Raw genomic sequence first — 22,458 nt, 5'->3', positions numbered from 1 at the left:
TAAGCCGATTGGCGTATCTTTCATTCTTTAAATATCTACAAAATACCTTCACCGGTTGCCTTCTTCGAAATATAATTGGAGCCGAGTACGAAGATCAGTCCCACAACGGCCTGGAACAATCCAACAACGGTTGCGAGCGTGTACTGTCCTGATTCAAGACCAACCCTGTATACAAAGGTACTAAGTACATCCGAATATTCACGAACGGCCGTGTTACCGATAATATAAGGACGATCAAAACCGATGCTGACCATATGTCCGAGATTAAGAATAAGCAAGGTGACAATAGTTGGTTTGATACTTGGCAGCGTAATATGCCAGATTCTCTTCAGCCGCGTTGCGCCATCAATCTCCGCCGCCTCAAACAATTCCCTGTTCACGCCGGTTAATGCGGCCAGATATAAAATGGTTCCCCACCCTGCACTTTGCCAGACACCTGTGAACAGATACGTAACAAGCCAAGGATTTTTCTCTGTCAAAAATGGGATCGGATTTAACCCTATGCTCTCCAGTACTCCGTTAACCATACCGGATTGATTGCCGAACAATTGGTATACAATCCCCCCGATGATGACCCACGAGATAAAGTGAGGAATGTACAGAATCGTCTGCGATATTTTTTTGAACCACTTAAATCGAACTTCATAGAGCATAATGGCGAGTATGATTGGAGCAGGGAACGAAACGATCAGATCAAGAAAATTCAGCATAAAGGTATTGCGTAATGTGGTGTAGAAGTCTCGCATCCCAAATACCTCACGAAACGCATCGAAACCGATCCACTCACTGCCGCTGATACCCTGAAACAGGTTGAAGTCTTTAAAGGCGATCTGCACACCGTACATCGGTCCATAACGAAAAATCAAAAAGTAAATGAGGGGCAAGGAAATCAGTGCGTACAATTGCCAATACCTTTTCAAGTATGTGAAGGTCATGTCGGTTTCCTCCTATCAACAAAGAAACGGCAGTGCCGCCAAGCCGGCGGCACAGGTTTCTTTCAAAGTTAAGCAGTCGTATGGGTTATCTGTCTCAAATCATGAAAGAATAAGATGGTTTAATTTGCAGTGAGTTACTTTAAGGCTTCTTCAAGCTCTTTCTTCAGCTCTGTGCCGCCCAGGGACATAAAATCATTCATTTCCCGTTCATATACCGCGTCGAATTCTTCAGGCTTCGCCATCGCGGTTTTAACAATGATGACGTTCAGCTTGTCTTTGAGCGCTGTACTGTACTTCATCTCCGCCTCAATCGGTTTGTCAAAGATGATAGGTCCTACCGTGTCCGTGTTGGCGATATCAATCGATTGTTTTAACAAATCCTGGTTGTTTTGCGGAAAGCCCAGAATCCATGCTTTTTCATTCGTTGCCTGATCGCCAATATTTTTACCGTTCGAGATAATCGCTGTATCCCCTGCGTTGAACAAACGATCCTTCGCTTCCTGGGAAGCATCTTCCTTCACAACCGGAATGCCATCTACCAGATCATAGTTCTCCCCTTCCACACCGCTGTAGATATCGATCAGGTTGTTGCCGGAGGCCATCCAGTCCAAATATTTAATGGCTTCCACAGAACGTTTGCTGCTCTTCGGAATCATAATATACATGCCGTTTGTTCCGTAGCGGGACTTGATGTGTTTGTTATCTGCATTCGGATTCGTGTATACATCAACCGGCAGTACTTCGCTGCCGTCCACATTTTTGCGCAAATTATCCAGTGTACCGTCTCCGTAGAACATGGCATCGACATCTTCAGACCAATAACCTACGTTGCCATTCTGTATGTCCTTACCTAACTGTGTTTTATCTTCATCCAAACTGAAGTCTTTGCTGATCAGTCCTTCATTGTAGAGCTTGTTCAGGAATTTCATCGAATCTTTGAATCCTTCATGCAAAGGCAATTCATAACGTTGACCATAAGTCAGATCTCCACTTACCGGCTTGATAAACGAATAAATCAGTGTCTCGAACTGAGCCGGTGCAAGTGCCATACCCATTGGGATGTTTTTGCTGCCAAGTCCGCCAGGATCCTTCTCTTTAAAGGCTTTTAAAGTGGTATAAAGTTCATCTGTGGTTTTTGGCACCGGCAATCCCAGCTTATCAAGCCAATCCTGACGAATATAAGAGCTATATCTACCTGTAATTGCACGTTTACCCGGTACGGCGAACTGTTGCCCTTCCACTTGCCCGAATTTCAATGTATCTTCACCCAGGAACTTCTTCAGGTTTGGTCCATACTGATCAATCAGTTCACCAACATCCGTCAGTCCGCCCTGCTGGGCATAGCGGTAAAACACGCTGGAGTCATAGACAAAGACAATATCGGGGACATCTGTATTGCTCGCCATCAGGACATTCAGTTTGGTGACTTCCTCTGAACGCTGAACGGGTACAAACTGCACATCAATGTTATTGGGGTCGCCGAACTTCTCCTGAATCATTTTAGATAGATAGTTGTTCGTGATGGTGTACGGCGAAGGGCTGTTACCACGATCGAATATCTCCACCTTTAAGGTAACGCGCTCACCACTGCCTGATGTGCCACCTTCTGCTGATTCTTGATCTGATGCAGACGAGCACCCCGCAAGCAGTGAAACGCCCATTACCATCGTAAGCGCCAGACCCATCCATTTCTTGAGACTCCCTTTGGTTGCTTTTCTTGTCATTTTGTCATCCCCTTTGGCTATGCGTGAATGTTTAAAGCTTGCCCAGAGTATTCCACATCTTTGCGCACCCTTGCAATAAACTCGTTTCGTAAACGCTTACATATGGATAATAGTTTATCTCCTGTGACGATTTTCGCAGACTGACTATATTCTTCGCTACTCTGTTAATGCCCGCGGTGCCTGCAGTCGTCGTCACTCAAGCGCTCCCCCTCTCCGGTTCAACTGTAATCAGATACAATAAACCATTTTCATATACTGCCTATATTCGTAAAAGGGCCTAAAATGGGCCTAAACCAGGGGGTTCTTGCATAAGCACAGGCCTCCAGCCGGAATTTGAGGTTATACCCACAGCAAAAAGGTGGACTTCTACACGTCTTCTCCTGAGAGAAGTCCGTATGAATTCCACCCCTATTGCTTGCCATATTGTAATCGCATATTAAGTCTGTGCTTACGACTCGGGATCGTGATGTTCACGTTTCATACGGCGATAGTCTCCTGGTGTAATACCCTCAACCCGTTTGAATACACGTCCCAAGGTAATTCCATTGGCATACCCCACCTTCAAGGCAATGTCCTGTATGGAAAGATCCGTACTCCGCAGAAGACGCTCCGTTTCCTTCATCCGCAATTCGGTAAGGAAGTCTACAAACTTCATATTGAACTCTGTCTTGAACAAATAACTCGCATGTTTGCCGGTAATCTGGAATCGATCGCTCAGATGCTTCAGTGAAAGATCAGGATTCGCAAACTGTTCTTCGATATAGTTTTTCATTTCATTGACCATCGCTTTATAGCTCTTGGTTTCAGTTACAGACACATAAGTTCTGAACAGGTCCGTCAGGTCATCAAAAAGAATGTCTTTGACACCCTCAAGTGTCTCCGCTTCTTTCATCAGCATCAACCACTTGTTTATGTTTTCCTCCGATAATTTCTCCTGCAGCTGTTCAGACATGACCGCTACTTCCCGGCTGAGCATCTGTAGCATCGCCTGAATCAAGGAGTGAATCTCATCATCTGGCAGCTTATCGCGTTCAAAAGCAGCGAAGATCTCCTCCAGCTGATCACGCCATTGACTGCTCGACATCCGAAACCTTTTAACAAAATCAGCGATCATTTGCAAATACGTATAGGTATCAAGCAGCTGCTGCTGGGTATCTCCATACCCGGCCAGAGCCACATCACCGTCCCTCAGCAATCTGCGGTGCATCACAGTCTCAGCCGCCGCGTATGATTCACGAATGGCCTTGATGCCCTCTGCAATCGGTCCGATTCCGAAACTCAATGATATACGCAGATTCTGCTCAACCCAGGATCGGCATTCCTCCGCAACTAAGCGAATCTGATCAGTCATATCCGGGCTGCCGTCTGTGGACAGGAAAAGGATTGCAATCTGATCCGAGCTGACCCATTCCGTCCAGCATTGCATGCCCGCATTGCGTGAGAGCTCCTGCAGCACATTCATTAACGCAAATTTGAGCGTATTCTGCTCACCTCTCGTAAAGCGTTCCTGGAATCCCTTCTCGTATCGGTTGATTTCACCAACCACAACGGCGAAGCATGACGAAGTATCCACACCAGTTAACGGGGAAAGGTCTTTTAGTCGCTCTACTGCATGATCCAAATTCTCTCCATTCAGTAGATCGTTAAAAAGTTTGCTGCGTTGCAGAAGCACATTTTCCCTGCTTTTTTTGTCCGAATCCATCATGTGGTTGATCAGGTTCTCCAACACGCCATCAATCAATTTCATCTCATCGGTCCGAGATCCGGATTGTTCCAGCACCCGAATCTGATGGGCCTCAATCCGATTCATGATAATCTGAATGGGTTTATAGTTGCGGCGAGTGATGTAGATAATATAGACGATTGCACAAATGACGGTAACAACCGCAATAATCACCCATACATAGGAAACCACCGAGACCCAACCATATAAGTTCCCCTTCTTGATCCCACTGGAGATCGTCCAACCCAATCTTTCCAGCGAAAGGGTGTTCAGCTCTTGTCCTTCTAAAGCACCTTCACGATCTGAATGCGCATCGTAAACAACCTGACCGTCACGGTCAAGAATACTCATGAAAGAAAGCTGTCCATTAACCATACTATCAATGCTCTGCTCGATGCTGCTCATCTTGATATTAATGACAAGCACCCCATCGGAGCCGAATGGCAAGGGCATGTCCTTATTCACCGTCAACACCCGAATAGGCGTACGCTGATTAACTCCTGCATCGTATTCCCTTACAGGCTGCCAGCCTGAAGTAAGGGAACCGGACTCGATCCGGTCGATCCACGCCTTGTCTGAAAAGCTGTCTACATCCTTGGAGCCGCTCGAGGTTAAAACGCTTTCATTTTTCTTGTCATACAAATAAATCGATTGGATCCAAGGGTTGGAACTCGTCAGCTCACGCAAGCTTTGTGCAATGCTATACACGGTCTCTTTGCCTACCTGGTTCTGGCTATTAAAATAATACTTATAGGCCTGCTCACTCTGCACCGCTTCCATCACCGACAGCTCAATATCCCGGATCGTCCGGTCCAGACTGTCCACCAAATAGCTGGAGGAGATACGGTCTGCTTTCCTTGTTTCTTCCCTGGAGATGTCATTAATGAAAACAAAAGCGATAAAAATGAGTACGGTCATGGTAAGAAAGAAAATAGGAAAATAAGAAAACAGTAAACGATAATACCAAGTCCGGGACAATAGACCCCACTCCTCACTCCACGACACCGCTGTATAGTAGCCGTGGTTCTACTGTTCTTCACATCAGTTACATCTCTGGGATTGGAATCCCCATACACGCAGCTACTAAATCAATTTTAAGTTATTATAGCACAAGCCTCCAGGTAGCAAGACAGGAATCGATTTTCTCCTTCTCCTTAACTCCTCGCATTTCTACCCTAATCCATTATCATAAAAAAACAAAAACCGTGCTGAGCAGCAAACTACTCAAACACGGTACCGTAAACCTGGATTCGCGCAAGTCTGTACAGTATGATTAAATCCCTGAATCCTTGAACAACGTCGCCATAGACCCGCCATCCACAATAATGCGTATAGCACGAGCAAGCATTGGAGCTACAGGCAACACTTTGAAGCATTCGGGATGATCATCCGGCAGTGCGATGGAGTCTGTAACCACCACCTCGGCTATAGACGGGTGGTTGAGCTTACTTAGCGCTCCGTCCGAGAATAGACCATGTGTTGCGCATACATATACGTTTTTGGAGCCTCGCTCCTTCAACCCTTCAACAACATTGAGAATTGTCGTTCCGGTATCGATCAGATCCTCAATAATAATCGGGGTCCGACCCTCAACATCCCCAATAACGTGTGTGATGATGGATTCGTTGTGGCTTGGACGCTTTTTGATCATAATGGCAAAAGGAGAATCCAGACGATTCGCCAGTTTCTCCGCCATGGATGCTCGTCCCGCATCAGGGGAGACAACCACCGGATTTTCAATCCCTTTACTCAGCAAATAATCACTAATAAGGTCCAATGATGTCATGTGGTCGACTGGAATATTGAAGAATCCCTGAATTGCTGCTGCATGCAGATCAATGGTTACTACCCGGTTCGCTCCGGCCGTAGTTAACACATCCGCAACCATCTTGGCCGAAATCGGCTCACGCGGAGCAGACTTGCGTTCCTGACGGGCATATCCGTAGTAAGGAACAATAATATTTACCGTACGGGCAGAAGCCCTTTTGGCTGCATCAATCATGACGAGCAGTTCAACGAACAACTCATTGATTGGATGAGATAATGATTGAACCAGAAACACATCACAGTTGCGGATCGTCTCTTCGTAGTGAACGTATATTTCTCCGCTCTTGAACCGGGACAGTTTGATCTTGCCTAGTTGTACACCCAGCTTGTCGCATACCTGTTCTGCCAGCTTAGGGTTCGATGAACCGGAAAAAATACGTAACGAATGCTGCATAATGCCCTCCCGAGGGTTGAAGTCCCAATATAATCCTTTATCAGTCTAAAAGTGAATGTTCAAAAAAAACGATTTTCAGTACCTTTTGAACTACCTCTAAAAAGGTTATTTCCTACCCTCATTATACTCCACTGCCTTATACATTTAAAGAAAGGAACGAGCGCTGTCGGCCTTCAAAAACGGCTACCTCCGTACAGCCCAGCTCACGCAGGAGCGCCTCGGCCTCAGGCAGATAATCGCCCAGCTTCAGCGGATCATGTGCATCGGAGCCAAGGGTCAGCGGAATCCCCAATTGAATGGCCTCCATTAACATCCGGCGACCAGGGAACATCTCTGCACATGGCTTCGATAATCCTGATGCATTGAGCTCCATGGCACAGCCACTTTTCGCGATAGCTTGCAGCGCTGCATTCTCCAGAGCTATACGCTCTTCAGTCTGCTCTGGTGCCGGAGTGAAGCCAAAGCGCTTGATTACATCCGTGTGACCCATAATATCGTACATTCCCGTCGCTGCTGCTTTGCTCACAGCATCATAGTACTGACGATAAACTTCCAATACGTCTTTCCCTTCCCAATGATGGGTCTGGCGAAAATCCGTAATGTCCCATTCCCCGAGGAAATGAACTGATCCAATCACATAGTCCCATGGGTACCGCTCAATAATGGCCCGGATTTCCGTCTCCCAGCCTTCAATATAGTCGCCTTCAAGGCCGACACGTACATCGATCTGACCACGGTAGCGCTCCTTCAGAGAGAAACACTCTTCCACGTAACGCGGCAGCTCGTCCATCGGCATGGCCATCTCAGGATAATATTGAGCGGGGTCTACATGCAGCAAGGGCATGTGATCCGACAGCCCGATCTGCGACAGGCCAATCTCTACCCCACGCTGCACATAAGCCTCCAGCTTGCCAACCGCATGACCACACCGCTCATGGTGTGTATGATAGTCTATAAGCACAGGCTCGCCTCCTAATCGCGGCGAGGCCGCTCGTGGCGACGGCTCAACTCTGACATGATGTCATCCAGCGGCAGCTTGCGCTCTTGCAACAGAACGAGCAAGTGGTACATCAGGTCACTGACCTCAAGACGAAGCTCGTCATTGTCTTTATTTTTGGCGGCGATAATCGTCTCGGACGCTTCTTCACCGATTTTTTTCAGAATTTTATCAACGCCTTTATCGAACAGGTACGTCGTATATGCGCCTTCCGGACGCTCGCGTTCACGCTCTGCAATGACTGATTCCAGTTCAGCCAGTACTTCAAAACGACTTTCGGAGCTAGCACTTGAAGTCGCTGCACTAGAATCACTTGAGGTCTGGTCAGCCGATTGTTCTGGCAAGCCCACGATTTCATTATGGAAACACGTCACCGCTCCGGTGTGGCAAGCAGGACCATTCGGTTTTACCTCAACCAATAAGGTATCGCCATCACAATCGTATTTCAATGAAGTAATGGTCTGTACGTTGCCTGAAGTTGCACCCTTGTGCCACAGCTCTTGACGCGAGCGCGACCAAAACCACGTTTCACCGGATTCCAGTGACAATTTCAGCGATTCCCGGTTCATATAAGCCATCATCAGAACTTGACGCGTCTTTGCATCCTGCACAATGGCAGGTACCAAACCATCGCTCCAGCGAATGTGTTCTACAACCTGCTCCAAGGATAACTGCTCCTTGATCTCATTGCTTACGTTAGTCACGGATCTCCACCCCTTGCTCTCTCAAATGTTGTTTTAACGCCGGAACGGCGATTTCTTTGTAATGGAATATCGTTGCTGCTAGACCTGCGTCCGCTTTGCCTGTCGTGAACACATCATAGAAATGGGATTCCTTGCCGGCACCGCCTGAAGCAATGACCGGAATACGTACCGATTCGGATACCGCTGCGGTCAGCTTCAGATCGAATCCGTCCTTCGTTCCGTCCGCGTCCATGCTTGTCAGCAGAATTTCGCCAGCGCCTAAGGCCTCCGCCTGTTTAACCCACTCCAGCGCCTTAATCCCTGAAGGTTTACGTCCACCATGCGTATACACTTCCCATTCGCCCCATGCCTCATTATACTTGGCGTCAATTGCAACAACGATACACTGGGAGCCAAAGCGGCGTGCCCCGTCTGCAATCAGCTGAGGATTAAGCACAGCCGCTGTATTTACCGCAATCTTGTCCGCTCCTGCACGCAGAATGCGCTTCATGTCTTCCACCTTGGAGATCCCTCCACCTACGGTAAAAGGAATGGCGATCTCGCCTGCGGTTTGCCGCACCACTTCTTCCATCGTTTCGCGGCCTTCCACAGAAGCGGAGATATCGAGAAACACCAGTTCGTCCGCACCCTCGCGGTCATACAGCGCCGCCAGCTCCACCGGATCACCCGCATCGCGGAGATTGACGAAGTTAACGCCTTTGACAACCCGGCCGTCCTTTACGTCCAGACAAGGAATGATTCTTTTTGCCAGCATGCTCCTCTTCCTCTCTATCCGATTATCGCATACCTGTATAAGTTCAACTATAGAACATTCACACTAGTCACTCCGATGACAGAACAGCCTTACGATCGCTGTTATCCCCAGATTTTTCGATCTGTTTAAAGGGAAAATCCGGGGATAAAGGTGAACGTTTCATTTCCTCAGGTTATTTCTGTCCTCTATGTTATCGTGCAAATGTTTATTTGAGCTTATATAGTACGGCTATTATTTATTAACCGCGTTCACCGCTTCGGACAGATCAATACTGCCAGTATACAGTGCTTTTCCTACGATTGCTCCTCCAACACCATCTTCCGCATGCTTGCTTAAACGAAGCAGGTCATCCATAACACTTACGCCCCCCGAAGCAATCACTGTACGGCCACTCGCCTTTGCAAGAGACACGATCGCTTCCACGTTAGGACCCTGCATCATGCCATCACGGGAGATGTCTGTGAAAATGAAGGTTTCGGCACCGAATGCCGCCAGCTCCTTCGCCAGTACCTCAGCCTGAACTTCCGATGTCTCAAGCCATCCACGTGTCGCCACATAGCCGTTGCGTGCATCGATACCAATAGCTACTTTGTCTCCATACCGTCCCAGTACTTCTTCTGTAAAAGCGCGATCTTCAATCGCAGCTGTCCCGATAATCAGACGACTTACACCGAGACCCAGCAAACGCTCTACATCAGCCACTGTACGAAGACCTCCCCCCACCTGAACAGGCACGTTCACGGCCGAAGCAATACGTCCGATCAGCTCATCATTCACGGGATGACCTGCTTTTGCACCATCCAGATCCACTAGATGAACGTATGTACCACCTTGCTTCTCCCAGGAAAGAGCAACTTGAACCGGGTCATCGTTATATACCGTCTCCTGATTGTAATCTCCCTGCACCAGTCTTACACATTTGCCGTCCCGGATATCAATTGCCGGATATATGATAAAAGATGACATACAAGGCCTCCTGAATATATTCATATTTGTCTCTATATAAATTGAAACTAAAGAATATTTACACTTGCCACTCCGATGACAGAACAACCTTCCGAGCGCTGTTATCCCCAGATTTATTTTGAATCCCTTATTTAAAGGGGAAAAATCCGGGGATAAAGGCGTAGCGTATGATTCCGATGCAGCTTTCTTTCAGAAAACTTTTAGCTCCGCTTCTTCAGGTTTTTTCTGTCCTCTCCGCTATCGTGTAAATGTTTAGTTCAATTTATATAGATTAGATTTTATATAAGTTTAGTTACGTATTATTTTATAAGGATGAAATTAAAAAATCATATGATCCCGAATTATGGTTACGCCTTCGATTCCGTCAATGCCAGGAAGTTTCCAAGCAGCTTCATACCCAGCTCACCGCTCTTCTCCGGGTGGAACTGCATGCCGAAATTGGAGCCTCTGCCAACAATCGCCGTAACCGGATGTCCGTAATCCGTTACTGCCAATAGATCGCTCTCTACGCCCGTACGTGCATGATATGAATGGACAAAATAGACATGACTTGCCTCAAGCCCCGCGAATAGCGGATTTTCCGGGTGCAGGAACTGCAAACGATTCCAGCCCATATGTGGAACCTTTAATTCTCCCGGTGCGAATCGCACCACTTTACCCGGCAAAATATTCAATCCTTCATGCTCGCCATGCTCCTCACTTGAGCTGAACAACAGCTGCATGCCCAGACAGATCCCGAGCAGCGGTGTTGGTCCAGCTGCTGCTTCCTTCACCACAGCGTCCAATCCACTCTCTCGCAAGTGCACCATGGCATCGCCAAATGCACCTACACCTGGCAAAATCACACCATCTGCACCAAGAATCGCATCCCGGTCACCTGTGACCAGCGCTTCGTAGCCAAGACGTTCGACCGCTTTGCCGACGCTGTGCAGGTTCCCCATACCGTAATCGACAATTGCAATCGCCATCGTCTACAGCACTCCCTTCGTGGAAGGCACACCTGTTACACGTGGATCAATCGTTGTTGCCTCATCCAATGCACGTCCCAGTGCTTTGAAGATCGCCTCGATCATGTGATGTGTATTTTGTCCATAGTGCACGATAACGTGCAATGTAATACGCGCTTCCAGCGCCAGTTTCCACAGGAACTCATGTACTAGCTCAGTCGAGAAGCTGCCCACTTGCTGAGACGGGTATTGTGCACGGTACTCAAAGTGAGGGCGGTTGCTGACATCGATGACTACCTGAGCGAGAGCCTCATCCATCGGCACAAATACACTAGCATAACGTTTAATGCCCCGCTTGTCACCCAATGCTTCACGAAGAGCCTGTCCCAGACAGATCCCGATATCCTCCACCGTGTGGTGGTCATCAATATCAACATCGCCGCGCGCCTGTACGTTCAGATCGAATTGGCCATGCTTTGTGAACAGATCGAGCATATGATTTAGGAAAGGTACGTCCGTTTCAATCTCGGATTGCCCGGTTCCATCTACGGCAAAAGAAAGCTGAATGTTCGTTTCATTTGTTTTGCGGTCTACCTCTGCCTGACGTACAGCACCCTTGTTCTGAAGGTCCAAACCATTATCCTGCTTATCCATTATCCGATTCCGCCTTTCCTTCCTGTTCTAACCGTACAGCGATCGCACGGGCGTGTCCTTCGAACCCTTCATTCCGGGCCAGCTCTATAATAGCCGCTCCATTTTGGAACAGCGCTTCCTTGCTGTAATAGATCAAACTCGATTTTTTGATAAAATCATCCACGTCCACAGGTGAACTGAAACGGGCCGTTCCATTTGTCGGAATGATGTGATTCGGTCCGGCAAAATAATCCCCTACCGGCTCCGAGCTATACGGGCCGAGGAAGATTGCTCCGGCATTCTCGATCCGGCCAGCGTAAGCCATCGGCTCCTGCACCATGATCTCCAGATGCTCCGGTGCGAGCCGGTTCACCACATCGATTCCCTCATCGATGGAATCGACCACAATAATCGCGCCATGCTGCTCCACGGAAGCAGCAGCGATATCGCGCCGCGGCAGCACTTCCAGCTGCTGCCGCACTTCGGCCTGCACGGCTTCCGCCAGCACGGCCGAGGTCGTGACGAGAATGGCCGATGCCATCTCGTCATGCTCCGCCTGCGACAACAGGTCTGCGGCGACATACACCGGATTCGCCGTATCATCGGCGAGCACCACAATCTCACTCGGCCCGGCGATACTATCGATATCGACTGCGCCGTACACCTCGCGCTTCGCGAGCGCCACGTAAATATTGCCCGGTCCACAGATCTTGTCGACCGGGGCAATACTCTCCGTGCCGTAAGCGAGGGCGGCGATCGCCTGAGCGCCGCCAACCCGGTACATCTCGCTCACGCCTGCTTCCGCAGCAGCCACGAGAATGTACGGGTTAATGCCTTCACCGCCATTCGTTGACGGCGGCGTCACCAAAACAATCTCCGGCACGCCAGCCACCTGTGCCGGAATCACATTCATCAGCACTGACGAAGGGTACGCTGCTTTGCCGCCAGGTACATACACGCCGACCCGCTTCAGCGGCCGGATCACCTGGCCCAGCAGACTGCCGTCCGGCTGCCAATCCATCCATGAGTTGCGTTTCTGCTTCTCATGAAACGCACGAATGTTCGCGGCGGCCTGACGGATCGCCGTCACGAAGGAAGGCTCCACGGCTGCATAAGCCGCCTGCAGCTCTTCCTGCGGCACGCGCAGATCAGCAGCCGTCAGCTTCGTGCGATCAAGCTGCTCTGTGTAACGCAGCAGTGCCGCATCTCCTTCCCGGCGAATGTCGCTGACAATGCGCCGTACCGCTTCATTTTGCTCCGTTGTACCGTATTCGACTTCCCGCTTCAGATCAAACTCCCGTGCAGGTACAATTTTCATGCGTACATCCTCCCTGTCCGTCCTAGTAATGCCTGTGAAATTTTAATTTCTTTAATACCACTAATGCCCATATGTCCTATATGATCAATTGCAGATGAATGAACTCATTCCACCGTGCAAGATACATTCTTATACGCCGCATTTACCCCCGATAAATTCCTGCCGACACCTCATTCGAGGCTGGAATAACCTGCTGGAGAGCATCGCATAATGCCTGAATCCGTGCGTTCTTCATCCGATAGCTGACCCGATTGGCAATAAGGCGGCTTGTAATATCCAGAATACCCGTCATCTCCACGAGTCCGTTCTCACGCAGCGTCTGACCCGTCTCTACCAGATCGACAATCCGGTCAGCCAGACCGATCAGTGGCGCCAGTTCGATGGAACCGTTCAGTTTGATCACTTCCACCTGCTGTCCTTGCTCGCGGAAATACTGGGAGGCAATCCTCGGGTACTTTGTTGCAACCCGCTGCTGAATGCCAGGCGTCCAGTCCGGTAGTCCAATAACAGACATGCGACACTGTGCGATTCCCAGGTTCAACAATTCGTATACGTCCCGATTTTCCTCAAGCAGAACGTCTTTACCCACTATACCAATATCCGCTACTCCATACTCCACATACGTTGGCACGTCTACAGGCTTCGCCATGATGAACTCCATTCCCGCTTCCGGCACTTCGATAACCAATTTGCGCGTATCGTCCACGTCTACCGGAATATCAAGCCCTGCTTCGCGGAACAGTTTGGAGGCTTTCTTATAGATTCGGCCCTTCGGCATAGCTACCTTCAAAATATCCGACATCTCAGCGTCCTCCTCCTTCTTCAGATGCGAACGTGATAACCTGTTCATTCTGAATCGTCTTCCCACCAGTTATGGCACCAACTTTTGTTACACTTACCTCTGCCTCATCTTCCGAAAGCAGAGACGTGACTACATTTTGACCGATGCTGCGTAGTCTCGCCGCCTCCGTTAGAGCCTCTGCCCGGCGTTCCGAAGTATATTGAATAAGGACAGGCTTCTTCTCTTCCATCGTAATTCCATGAACACCATCGATAATCCGGTTTGTTTTGAGTGCAAACCCTGTAGCCGGTAATGAACGGCCAAACTGCTGTAACAGATTATCATATCGTCCACCGCTGCATACCGGGGATCCTAGCTCTGCCGCATACCCTTCAAACGTCATGCCTGTATAATAGGAGAAATCACCAATCATCGTCAGATCAATCAATACATGCTCAGAGACACCATACGCTTCCAACACCTCGAATACTGCACAGAGATGCGCAATGGACTGTGCTGCTTCAGTACTTGAACTCAGCTCTGCTGCGTGTGTACATACTTCTTTACCGCCACGCAGACGCAAAATGGCTTCAAGCTGCTCCTTCAGTTTCGGTTCTAGATTCAATGCTTCAATGGATTGGCGATAGCCGACATAATCACGTCCCAGCAATCCTTCTTTCAACTGTTCCTGTTGTACCGTTTGACCCGGAATGACTTCTTCCAGTAATCCGTTCAGAAATCCCATATGACCCATCGCAATTTTAAAGGAAGATACACCCGCTGCCTGCAAAGAAGCGATCGCAAGTGCTACAACTTCTGCATCTGCTTCCGGCGAATCATCACCGACAAGCTCTACACCCGTTTGGAAAAATTCTGCCTCACGCCCCGCTTCCTCTTCAATGGAACGAAACACATTTGCATGATAGGACAGACGCAGAGGAAGCTGCTCATCCTTCAATAGAGAAGAGACCACCCGTGCAATCGGAGCTGTCAGATCTGATCTTAGTACCAGCGTAGTCCCGCGACTGTTCAATAATTTAAACAGCTTGCGATCCGATGTGGAACTCGCTACACCTACGGTATCGTAGTATTCAATCGTTGGCGTAATGATTTGACGGTAACCCCAGCGTTCCATGCATTCCAGTACATTCCGCTCAATGGTTCGCAGCTTGGTCACCACATGTGGTGTATAGTCACGAAAACCTGTCGGTTTTTCAAAGCCTTTTGGTTTGGACATTGGTATTATTCACCCCGAGTCAGTAATTTAAGATTGGTAGACGTTCTATTTCAACAGGATTTATGTAGTGTAAATCCCCGTTCTATCTTGTAACCTGAATTCTTATCGTTGCTGCCAGGCAGCTTTCAGAAAATGTTTAGTACATGTTCATTGATGCTTAACTATACTTAACTTCTGTCCTATTTCTTTAACATGGTAAAGTGCTAACAAACTAAAGGATATGGGATATGATAACATGAATGACCATCCATCGTCAACAATACAGCCCCTTTGAGGTGCTTGTACTACATCCTCCAATTTGATGCCATTTCTAAACATGAATCTAATTATCTGTATACGAAAAAAGCTGCCATCAGCAGCTTTCTTACTCCAGTCGTTCGACTTATTGCTCTTCCCTGACTGAACCATTCAGGTTAATTTTCGTCCGTGTATTCTTTGTGATAATCTTTTCTAATATATCCGCAGGCCGTCTCCCAAAATCATTACTCATCAGCCTTTATGACAATCTCCTCTGCTGAAGCATTGGAGCGAGACAGATCACGAAGTGGATTCCCGCCTACAAAAGCTCCCGGAGCTACATCCTTATGAACGACTGCACCTGCAGCTACAACCGCACCGTCTCCGATGGTCACACCCGGCAGGATGGTTGAATTTGCACCGATCAGTACATTTTCCCCGATAATTACCTCACCGAGTCTGTACTCTTTAATAAGATACTCGTGAGCCAGGATCGTGGTGTTGTAACCAATGACGGAATTTTCGCCTACCGTAATTTTCTCCGGAAAGAAAACATCAACCATCACCATCAATCCAAACGCCGTATGTTTACCCACCTTCATGCCAAGCATGCGACGATAGATCCAGTTCTTGACCGATAGAATCGGACAGTACCGTGACAACTGAATCCAGATAAAATTGCGCACGCCTTTCCACGGACTCACAGTCTTATAGATATGCCAAAGTGCGTTATGGCCTTCTACGGGATAGCGGGTTACTTTTCTCATGAACGTTCCGTTTCAATCAGCTTAAGCAAGTCCTTCATGTCGTGCAAAATGTAATCCGGGTTATATCCGCTTAATACGGTCTCTCCCTTAAGGGACCAGGCTACGCCTGCCGCAAGCGCACCCGCATTCTGTGCCGATTGAATATCGACTGGGCTGTCACCCACCATCAATGTTTTGGACGGATCTGCACCCAACTCTTCGATCGCCTTCAGGACCGGTTCAGCATGCGGTTTGGGATTGGTTACATCGGTAACTGTCACAATCGATTTCATATACTTCAACAGGTCGAAACGCTCCAGCACCTTAAGAGTAGATGGACGAATCTTTGTCGTGACAACACCCATCACGATTCCTGCCTCATGAAGAGCTTCAATGACCTCAATTACGTGAGGAAACGGCTGAACCATCGCCTCATGATGAACGTCGTTGTATGCCCGATATCCTTTGACATACTCCGCAACGTCCTCTTTCCCAGAGAACGTACGCATCTGATTCTCCAGTGTTCCCCCCATATGAGGAATGATCTGTTCGCGTGTCCAAGGGGTGGATAACTGCAAATCCTCCATTACATGAAGGAAAGAGTTAATAATTAACTCATTCGTATCAATAATCGTTCCATCCAGATCAAACAAAACCGTGTCAATCATGTTGCATTACTCCTTTTTCTCTTCAGCTTGCTTCAGATCCTCTTTGGTCGAGACTGGAGTTACCGTGTCCTCTTTACCTGCAACCGGGCCTGTGTGCACCATATCATCCGATGATTCTGAAGGAACCTTGGAAGATACAATCGGATCACTATAACGTACATTTGCCTTGCCTGTCATTCTTCTCACGACGATGAAGACTACCGCAACAATAATGATCCCAATAGCCAGCAGCTGCGAAATTCTTACGTTACCATAGGCTGGATCAAGATATCCTTGCTCGAAGCCCATAGCTGTCATCGGTGACCATAATCCATTAACCATGGAGGCAACCCATTGAGGAGCCTGGAATCCCAGACTGTCGGTACGCAGCGCTTCGATAAAGAAACGACCGATCGAGTACCAGATAAAATAGGACATAAACAGCTCACCAGCACGCAGAAACTTCTGACGACGAAGCACCAGCAAGATGACCAAACCAACAAGACTCCACATCGATTCATACAAAAATGCAGGATGATGGAATACACCTTCCACATTCATCTGATTAACGATAAAGTCTGGCAAATGAAGCTTGTCTCTCAAAAATGATTCTTCTACAGGACCACCATAGGCCTCTTGGTTTACAAAGTTACCCCAGCGTCCGATCATTTGTCCAACGATCAATCCAGGTGCACAGATGTCGGCCATGCGCCAGAAATTATACCCTTTACGACGGAAGAAAATGACTGCACATATGATTGCACCAATCAGTGCGCCATATATGGCGATACCACCATTCCATATTTTAAAGACATCCCACAAATTATCCTTATAATCGTCCCATCGAAATGCCACGTAGTATATGCGGGCACCGATAATGGCAGAAGGCACACCAAGCAGAACCATGTCCATGAACACTTCCTGCGGAATGTTATACCGTTTGCCTTCCCGGATGACAAGCAGCAAACCTACAAGTGCCGCTGTACCGAGTATAAGCCCGTACCAGTGAACCTTTAACGCTCCGATGGAGAACGCAATCGGGTTCAACAGTAATAATGTATCCATTCATTCACACTCCTATAAATTGACTCATTCACAAGCATGACCAATTGCTGCATGTCTCCACCACTCTATACAGAAGTAGAACACATCATCAATTGGCCTTTAATCATATAATAGGTCCTTCTCTTCTTAGTCCATGTCTTCCATATCTTCAGAGATCGTTGCTGTCAGCTTGTTCGTAAATTGCAGTGCAGCATTCAGACCCATCTGTTTCAAGCGATAGTTCATTCCCGCTACTTCAATGATAACAGCCAAGTTCCGTCCCGGACGAACAGGAATCGTTACAAGTGGTACATCTGTGTCAATGATGCGAGTCGTCTCTTCATCCAGACCAAGACGATCATATTGTTTATCCTGCTGCCAAGCTTCCAGACGAACAACCAGTGTAATTCGTTTGTTATTACGTACCGCTCCCGCACCGAACAATGTCATTACGTTGATGATGCCGACGCCACGGATCTCAAGCAGGTGACGGATCAATTCTGGTGCAGTTCCATGCAGCTGGAAGTCTGATGTCTGACGAATTTCTACCGCATCATCGGCAATCAATCGGTGACCACGTTTCACAAGTTCCAGTGCAGTCTCACTCTTACCAATGCCGCTGCTTCCCGTGATCAACATCCCTACACCATACACATCACAGAGTACACCGTGAATTGTTGCTGTAGGGGCGAGTTTTTTCTCCAGGAATCCAGTAATCCGGCTTGATAGAATCGTTGTAGCCATGTTGCTGCGAAGCACGGCCAGGTTCTGTTCTTCACTGATGTCAATCAGTTCCTGTGGCACTTCAAGTCCTCGGGTTACTACGATACATGGCGTTTCTTCCGTACAAAGGCGCTGCATCCGATCACGGCGCTCATCTTCCGGCAACATTGCAAAAAAGGCCAGCTCTGTTCTACCAAGCAGCTGTACCCGTTCTTGTGGATGATATTCAAAATAACCGGCCATTTCCAGGCCAGGACGGTTCAAATCGTCTACAGTAATGACTCTCTTCAGTCCGTGAGATCCAGAAACAACCTCCAACTGGAACTGTTGTACCAATTCAGATACTTTCACTTTTTTCGCCATTTGTCTCTTCCTTTCAGCATTCGCTGCCCTCTATGTACATCAGCATAAGCGTCATTCCATTGCCTTAATAGCGCATTCATGTTGTTTGTTACAGCATCTAACCTTCAAATAATCTTAAATGAATTCCGGGATGAATGCAATCTTGGCTTCCACCCGTTTAAGAGTAAAAAAGCCCCTTCCAGCAATAACGGAAGGGGCTCAGATTACAATGTATAATTGCATTAACTGATAGATTCCATCGTTACCGATGAATCTCAGTACTATTAGTCTTGAAGAAGAACGTTTGCTTCAGTCTCTTTGTCAAAGATATGAACTTTGTTCATGTCAATTGCCATTTTAACTGTGGAACCATCACGAGTGTTGGAACGTCCGTCTACACGTGCGATTGTAGTGTCGTTACCTACACCGCTCAAGTAGAGGAGCATTTCGTGACCCAGGTTCTCTGTTACGTCTACGTGTGTAGAGAATACAGAGTTCGGGGATGCTTCCAGGAATACTGGCTCTTCGTGAATGTCTTCTGGACGAACACCCAGAATGACTTCTTTGCCAATGTATCCTCTTGATTTCAGCACTTGTGCTTTACCTTGTGGGATTTCAACGTCCACACCAGGAGCTACGAAATGCAGGCTAGCACCTTGCTCAGCCAATTTACCCGAGATAAAGTTCATTGTCGGGGAACCGATGAAACCAGCTACGAACAAGTTAGCAGGGTGGTTGTAAAGCTCTTCCGGAGAAGCTGCTTGTTGGATGATACCATCCTTCATAACAACGATCCGATCACCCATTGTCATTGCTTCAATCTGGTCATGCGTTACGTAGATAACAGTTGTTTCCAAACGTTTCGCAAGTTTAGTGATCTCAGCACGCATTTGACCACGCAGTTTGGCATCCAAGTTGGAGAGAGGCTCATCCATCAAGAACACTTGTGGATCACGGACGATCGCACGTCCCAGAGCGACACGCTGACGTTGACCACCGGACAATGCCTTAGGTTTACGCTCAAGCAAATGCTCGATATCCAGGATTTTAGCTGCTTCACGTACACGTTTGTCGATCTCATCTTTTTTCACTTTACGCAATTTCAGACCAAACGCCATGTTTTGGTATACGCTCATATGCGGATACAAGGCATAGGATTGGAATACCATCGCGATATCGCGGTCTTTAGGAGCAACGTCATTAACGACACGGTCACCGATATAGAGTTTACCTTCAGAAATTTCCTCAAGGCCTGCGATCATACGCAGTGTTGTTGATTTACCACAACCGGACGGACCTACCAGTACCAGAAACTCTTTATCTTTAATGTCCAGGTTAATATCAACTACTGTTGCTTTATCAGAACCCGGGTATTTTTTGAAAATATGCTCTAAACGTACACCAGCCATGATTGTTGCCTCCTCAGAGATCATTTTGTAATCGAATACATTTTGTAGTTTTATATTAACCCATTTACATGATGTTTGACTATTCGCAAACTGCACAAAAATATCAAAGCTTTTTCGTCACTTTGTACATAAGCAATAAAAGTCGCACCAGAACAGCACTTTCGAAGTTTCTGACATCATATCCGATCTCCTGTTTGATCTTATCCAAACGATATACCAAGGTATTTCGATGAATGAAGAGTCGCTTTGCCGTCTCGCTGACATTACAATCGAGATTGAAGAAGGTCTCCAGCGTAGCCAGTGTCTCACTATCATTAAATAACACAGTGCCTCTGCCCGTTTCCTGTATAAAACGAAGACGCTGTTGCACAGGAATGCTATCTACCAAACGTTCGAGTTGCAGATCCCAAGGGAGATGGATGTGTTGTGCGACATGGAAAGCCCTGCCCAAGTGAACACTCTCTTGAAGAAGTGCCGTGACAGGAGATAGCTGCTTTGCAGGGATACACGGTAAGGATGCAGACAAATGAAACACACCCGCCCACTCGCTGGCAACCAATTCATAGAGCCCCTGACAAAAGGCATTCAATAAGTCCTTTCTGGCTTCTGTTGTATCCTCTTCAGCTTCGCCAGTGACAATCTGTTCATCACCTAGAAAAACCCACTCCTGCTCTCCTACAGGAATCAGTATAATTTCTTCTCCGAAGTAACTTTCGAGCAACTTATTCAATTCCTTCGAACGTATGCGATGAGCATCAGGTGTCTCACATTGCAGCAAAAATGGGATTTTCTCTGTGTTCAATTCTCCATCCAGCGAATAATGATCCGGAATGGGTTCCTGCTGGACTTTTTGCTCGATCTGCTTCCGAAGCCATTGTCCCAATTCAGCAAGCTGTTGTTCTCTATCGTTTTCATAAATCACTGGCTGTTCTTCATCTAGCGCTTCCCTATGACTACTAATGAGAAGTTCAATTAAACGCTGTACTTCCAGCGTAACGGCATTAACAGAGCATGCCCAATATAAAACAGTACCTTCTTTCTCGTTCATCCCAACTTTAAAATAGATACGGTCTCCTATACACCAACTGCTTACATCCGTATCCAAACCATCCATCATCTCATCATCCTGCATGAAACCTTCGGCTTCTTTTGTAAGAGTATTATGAGCCACTGGGACCGTTCTACGGTGAGTTGAGCTTGATCCATATTGATTCCATTCTTCTATAGTTATCACGGATTCGTCCAATGTAGTACCTATAATTGCTTCAATTTGTTGTTTTAGATCAGGTATGAGCTTCATATAATGAACGCCACCACTCTGCTTTTTTCTATTATTTTATCATATCTTGCGCAGCATCGCCTTTTTCAGTCGTTATCATAGGTTTCCACATTAATAATTTATTTATCTATAACAAAAAAGAGTGATTGATCAAATTAATGATCAATCACTCTTTCTTAAAAGATGAGTCATGAAGGGCTCGAACCTTCGACACCCTGATTAAAAGTCAGGTGCTCTACCAACTGAGCTAATGACTCGAAAAACTGGTGGAGGATGATGGATTCGAACCACCGAACCCGTACGGGAGCAGATTTACAGTCTGATGCGTTTGGCCACTTCGCTAATCCTCCAGGATTATATGGTGGCTCGGGACGGAATCGAACCGCCGACACGAGGATTTTCAGTCCTCTGCTCTACCGACTGAGCTACCGAGCCTTATTTAATTTTTTAGATTAATGGCGGAACCGACGGGATTCGAACCCGCGATCTCCTGCGTGACAGGCAGGCATGTTAGGCCAACTACACCACGGTTCCAGGCATTAATGGTGCCGGCGAGAGGACTTGAACCCCCAACCTACTGATTACAAGTCAGTTGCTCTACCAGTTGAGCTACACCGGCGTATATGGTGGAGGCTGAGGGGATCGAACCCCCGACCCTCTGCTTGTAAGGCAGATGCTCTCCCAGCTGAGCTAAGCCTCCTGGGTAATATGGTAGCGGCGGAGGGGATCGAACCCCCGACCTCACGGGTATGAACCGTACGCTCTAGCCAGCTGAGCTACACCGCCATATTAATAATATTGATCTTGATTGCTTGTCCATCTTAGGTAAAGATGGCGGAGAGAGAGGGATTCGAACCCTCGCACCGCTTACGCAGTCTAACCCCTTAGCAGAGGGTCCCCTTATAGCCACTTGGGTATCTCTCCAAATAGACAATCATGAACAATGCTTACAAGGATTGCTCCCTGAAAACTAGATCCGAAACGAAATTTGCGATGTATAACCTGCATATCTTGGATAAGCCCTCGACCGATTAGTACTGGTCAGCTCCATGCATTGCTGCACTTCCACCCCCAGCCTATCTACCTCGTCG

The 22,458-nt window shown here is 47.5% G+C and carries 19 protein-coding genes, 8 tRNA genes and 1 rRNA gene; all 28 read right to left on the bottom strand.

Annotated features, from left to right (window positions below):
* Positions 1-35: 35 nt before the first annotated feature.
* The gene (locus BMY78_RS30285) at positions 36-935 is read right to left on the bottom strand and encodes an ABC transporter permease (protein ID WP_090904972.1); all 900 of its coding nucleotides are present in this window, start codon (positions 933-935) and stop codon (positions 36-38) included.
* A 134-nt stretch (positions 936-1,069) separates the two neighbouring features.
* On the bottom strand, positions 1,070-2,659 hold the full coding sequence (locus BMY78_RS30280; RefSeq protein WP_090904970.1) for an extracellular solute-binding protein: 1,590 nt from the start codon (positions 2,657-2,659) through the stop codon (positions 1,070-1,072).
* Between the two features lie 448 nt (positions 2,660-3,107).
* On the bottom strand, positions 3,108-5,360 hold the full coding sequence (locus BMY78_RS30275; RefSeq protein WP_090904968.1) for a helix-turn-helix domain-containing protein: 2,253 nt from the start codon (positions 5,358-5,360) through the stop codon (positions 3,108-3,110).
* 295 nt (positions 5,361-5,655) lie between these two features.
* Positions 5,656-6,603 (bottom strand): ribose-phosphate diphosphokinase, encoded by a 948-nt coding sequence (locus BMY78_RS30270; protein WP_090904967.1) that lies wholly within the window; start codon positions 6,601-6,603, stop codon positions 5,656-5,658.
* Between the two features lie 136 nt (positions 6,604-6,739).
* Complete coding sequence (hisJ, locus tag BMY78_RS30265; protein WP_090904965.1) at positions 6,740-7,564, bottom strand: histidinol-phosphatase HisJ; 825 nt, start codon at positions 7,562-7,564, stop codon at positions 6,740-6,742.
* An 11-nt stretch (positions 7,565-7,575) separates the two neighbouring features.
* On the bottom strand, positions 7,576-8,304 hold the full coding sequence (hisIE, locus tag BMY78_RS30260; protein ID WP_090904963.1) for a bifunctional phosphoribosyl-AMP cyclohydrolase/phosphoribosyl-ATP diphosphatase HisIE: 729 nt from the start codon (positions 8,302-8,304) through the stop codon (positions 7,576-7,578).
* Positions 8,297-9,058 carry an imidazole glycerol phosphate synthase subunit HisF gene (gene hisF, locus BMY78_RS30255; protein ID WP_090904961.1) on the bottom strand — a complete coding sequence of 254 codons (762 nt, stop codon included), beginning with the start codon at positions 9,056-9,058 and terminating at the stop codon, positions 8,297-8,299. Before hisF ends, hisIE begins: the two co-directional genes overlap by 8 nt.
* A gap of 231 nt (positions 9,059-9,289) precedes the next feature.
* Positions 9,290-10,024 (bottom strand): 1-(5-phosphoribosyl)-5-[(5-phosphoribosylamino)methylideneamino]imidazole-4-carboxamide isomerase, encoded by a 735-nt coding sequence (gene hisA / locus BMY78_RS30250; protein ID WP_090904959.1) that lies wholly within the window; start codon positions 10,022-10,024, stop codon positions 9,290-9,292.
* 347 nt (positions 10,025-10,371) lie between these two features.
* Positions 10,372-10,992 carry an imidazole glycerol phosphate synthase subunit HisH gene (hisH, locus tag BMY78_RS30245; RefSeq protein WP_090904957.1) on the bottom strand — a complete coding sequence of 207 codons (621 nt, stop codon included), beginning with the start codon at positions 10,990-10,992 and terminating at the stop codon, positions 10,372-10,374.
* A gap of 3 nt (positions 10,993-10,995) precedes the next feature.
* Entirely contained in the window at positions 10,996-11,625 is a 630-nt protein-coding gene (hisB, locus tag BMY78_RS30240) for an imidazoleglycerol-phosphate dehydratase HisB (RefSeq protein WP_090904955.1), read from the bottom strand.
* A complete protein-coding gene (gene hisD / locus BMY78_RS30235) occupies positions 11,618-12,922 on the bottom strand; it encodes a histidinol dehydrogenase (protein WP_090904953.1) in 1,305 nt (434 codons plus the stop codon). Before hisD ends, hisB begins: the two co-directional genes overlap by 8 nt.
* Before the next feature lie 142 nt (positions 12,923-13,064).
* Positions 13,065-13,724, bottom strand: a complete 660-nt coding sequence (gene hisG / locus BMY78_RS30230; RefSeq protein ID WP_090904951.1) for an ATP phosphoribosyltransferase — start codon at positions 13,722-13,724, stop codon at positions 13,065-13,067.
* Position 13,725: 1 nt separating this feature from the next.
* Positions 13,726-14,940: an ATP phosphoribosyltransferase regulatory subunit gene (locus tag BMY78_RS30225; protein ID WP_090904949.1), complete on the bottom strand. Its 1,215-nt coding sequence runs from the start codon at positions 14,938-14,940 to the stop codon at positions 13,726-13,728.
* 482 nt (positions 14,941-15,422) lie between these two features.
* Entirely contained in the window at positions 15,423-15,944 is a 522-nt protein-coding gene (locus tag BMY78_RS30215) for an acyltransferase (protein ID WP_076292007.1), read from the bottom strand.
* Positions 15,941-16,591: a pyrophosphatase PpaX gene (gene ppaX / locus BMY78_RS30210; protein WP_090904945.1), complete on the bottom strand. Its 651-nt coding sequence runs from the start codon at positions 16,589-16,591 to the stop codon at positions 15,941-15,943. Before ppaX ends, BMY78_RS30215 begins: the two co-directional genes overlap by 4 nt.
* A gap of 6 nt (positions 16,592-16,597) precedes the next feature.
* Positions 16,598-17,635, bottom strand: a complete 1,038-nt coding sequence (lgt, locus tag BMY78_RS30205) for a prolipoprotein diacylglyceryl transferase (protein ID WP_090904943.1) — start codon at positions 17,633-17,635, stop codon at positions 16,598-16,600.
* Between the two features lie 126 nt (positions 17,636-17,761).
* Positions 17,762-18,700, bottom strand: a complete 939-nt coding sequence (hprK, locus tag BMY78_RS30200) for an HPr(Ser) kinase/phosphatase (protein ID WP_063566521.1) — start codon at positions 18,698-18,700, stop codon at positions 17,762-17,764.
* A gap of 263 nt (positions 18,701-18,963) precedes the next feature.
* Positions 18,964-20,088 (bottom strand): ABC transporter ATP-binding protein, encoded by a 1,125-nt coding sequence (locus BMY78_RS30195; protein WP_076292011.1) that lies wholly within the window; start codon positions 20,086-20,088, stop codon positions 18,964-18,966.
* 103 nt (positions 20,089-20,191) lie between these two features.
* Complete coding sequence (locus tag BMY78_RS30190) at positions 20,192-21,388, bottom strand: PucR family transcriptional regulator (protein ID WP_256222527.1); 1,197 nt, start codon at positions 21,386-21,388, stop codon at positions 20,192-20,194.
* A 163-nt stretch (positions 21,389-21,551) separates the two neighbouring features.
* Positions 21,552-21,624, bottom strand: a tRNA-Lys gene (locus tag BMY78_RS30185).
* Between the two features lie 7 nt (positions 21,625-21,631).
* Positions 21,632-21,717: transfer RNA gene (locus tag BMY78_RS30180), tRNA-Tyr, on the bottom strand.
* Positions 21,718-21,726: 9 nt separating this feature from the next.
* A tRNA-Phe gene (locus BMY78_RS30175) sits at positions 21,727-21,802 on the bottom strand.
* A gap of 21 nt (positions 21,803-21,823) precedes the next feature.
* A tRNA-Asp gene (locus tag BMY78_RS30170) sits at positions 21,824-21,901 on the bottom strand.
* 9 nt (positions 21,902-21,910) lie between these two features.
* Positions 21,911-21,986 (bottom strand) — tRNA-Thr (locus BMY78_RS30165).
* A gap of 5 nt (positions 21,987-21,991) precedes the next feature.
* Positions 21,992-22,067, bottom strand: a tRNA-Val gene (locus BMY78_RS30160).
* A gap of 9 nt (positions 22,068-22,076) precedes the next feature.
* A tRNA-Met gene (locus BMY78_RS30155) sits at positions 22,077-22,153 on the bottom strand.
* Between the two features lie 46 nt (positions 22,154-22,199).
* Positions 22,200-22,291, bottom strand: a tRNA-Ser gene (locus BMY78_RS30150).
* A gap of 87 nt (positions 22,292-22,378) precedes the next feature.
* Positions 22,379-22,458: ribosomal RNA gene (locus BMY78_RS30145) — 23S ribosomal RNA — on the bottom strand; the annotation flags it as partial.

It is taken from the genome of Paenibacillus sp. OK076 (assembly GCF_900110055.1).
Taxonomy (GTDB): domain Bacteria; phylum Bacillota; class Bacilli; order Paenibacillales; family Paenibacillaceae; genus Paenibacillus.
The sequence above is the reverse complement of the archived record's forward strand: the minus strand, read 5'-3'. Positions and strand labels throughout refer to the sequence as shown.

Coding starts and splice junctions, on each gene's coding strand:
- BMY78_RS30285 (WP_090904972.1), bottom strand. CDS start 935: ATGACCTTCACATACTTGAAAAGGTATTGGCAATTGTACGCACTGATT.
- BMY78_RS30280 (WP_090904970.1), bottom strand. CDS start 2,659: ATGACAAGAAAAGCAACCAAAGGGAGTCTCAAGAAATGGATGGGTCTG.
- BMY78_RS30270 (WP_090904967.1), bottom strand. CDS start 6,603: ATGCAGCATTCGTTACGTATTTTTTCCGGTTCATCGAACCCTAAGCTG.
- hisF (WP_090904961.1), bottom strand. CDS start 9,058: ATGCTGGCAAAAAGAATCATTCCTTGTCTGGACGTAAAGGACGGCCGG.
- hisA (WP_090904959.1), bottom strand. CDS start 10,024: ATGTCATCTTTTATCATATATCCGGCAATTGATATCCGGGACGGCAAA.
- hisH (WP_090904957.1), bottom strand. CDS start 10,992: ATGGCGATTGCAATTGTCGATTACGGTATGGGGAACCTGCACAGCGTC.
- hisB (WP_090904955.1), bottom strand. CDS start 11,625: ATGGATAAGCAGGATAATGGTTTGGACCTTCAGAACAAGGGTGCTGTA.
- hisD (WP_090904953.1), bottom strand. CDS start 12,922: ATGAAAATTGTACCTGCACGGGAGTTTGATCTGAAGCGGGAAGTCGAA.
- hisG (WP_090904951.1), bottom strand. CDS start 13,724: ATGTCGGATATTTTGAAGGTAGCTATGCCGAAGGGCCGAATCTATAAG.
- BMY78_RS30225 (WP_090904949.1), bottom strand. CDS start 14,940: ATGTCCAAACCAAAAGGCTTTGAAAAACCGACAGGTTTTCGTGACTAT.
- BMY78_RS30215 (WP_076292007.1), bottom strand. CDS start 15,944: ATGAGAAAAGTAACCCGCTATCCCGTAGAAGGCCATAACGCACTTTGG.
- ppaX (WP_090904945.1), bottom strand. CDS start 16,591: ATGATTGACACGGTTTTGTTTGATCTGGATGGAACGATTATTGATACG.
- lgt (WP_090904943.1), bottom strand. CDS start 17,635: ATGGATACATTATTACTGTTGAACCCGATTGCGTTCTCCATCGGAGCG.
- hprK (WP_063566521.1), bottom strand. CDS start 18,700: ATGGCGAAAAAAGTGAAAGTATCTGAATTGGTACAACAGTTCCAGTTG.
- BMY78_RS30195 (WP_076292011.1), bottom strand. CDS start 20,088: ATGGCTGGTGTACGTTTAGAGCATATTTTCAAAAAATACCCGGGTTCT.
- BMY78_RS30190 (WP_256222527.1), bottom strand. CDS start 21,388: ATGAAGCTCATACCTGATCTAAAACAACAAATTGAAGCAATTATAGGT.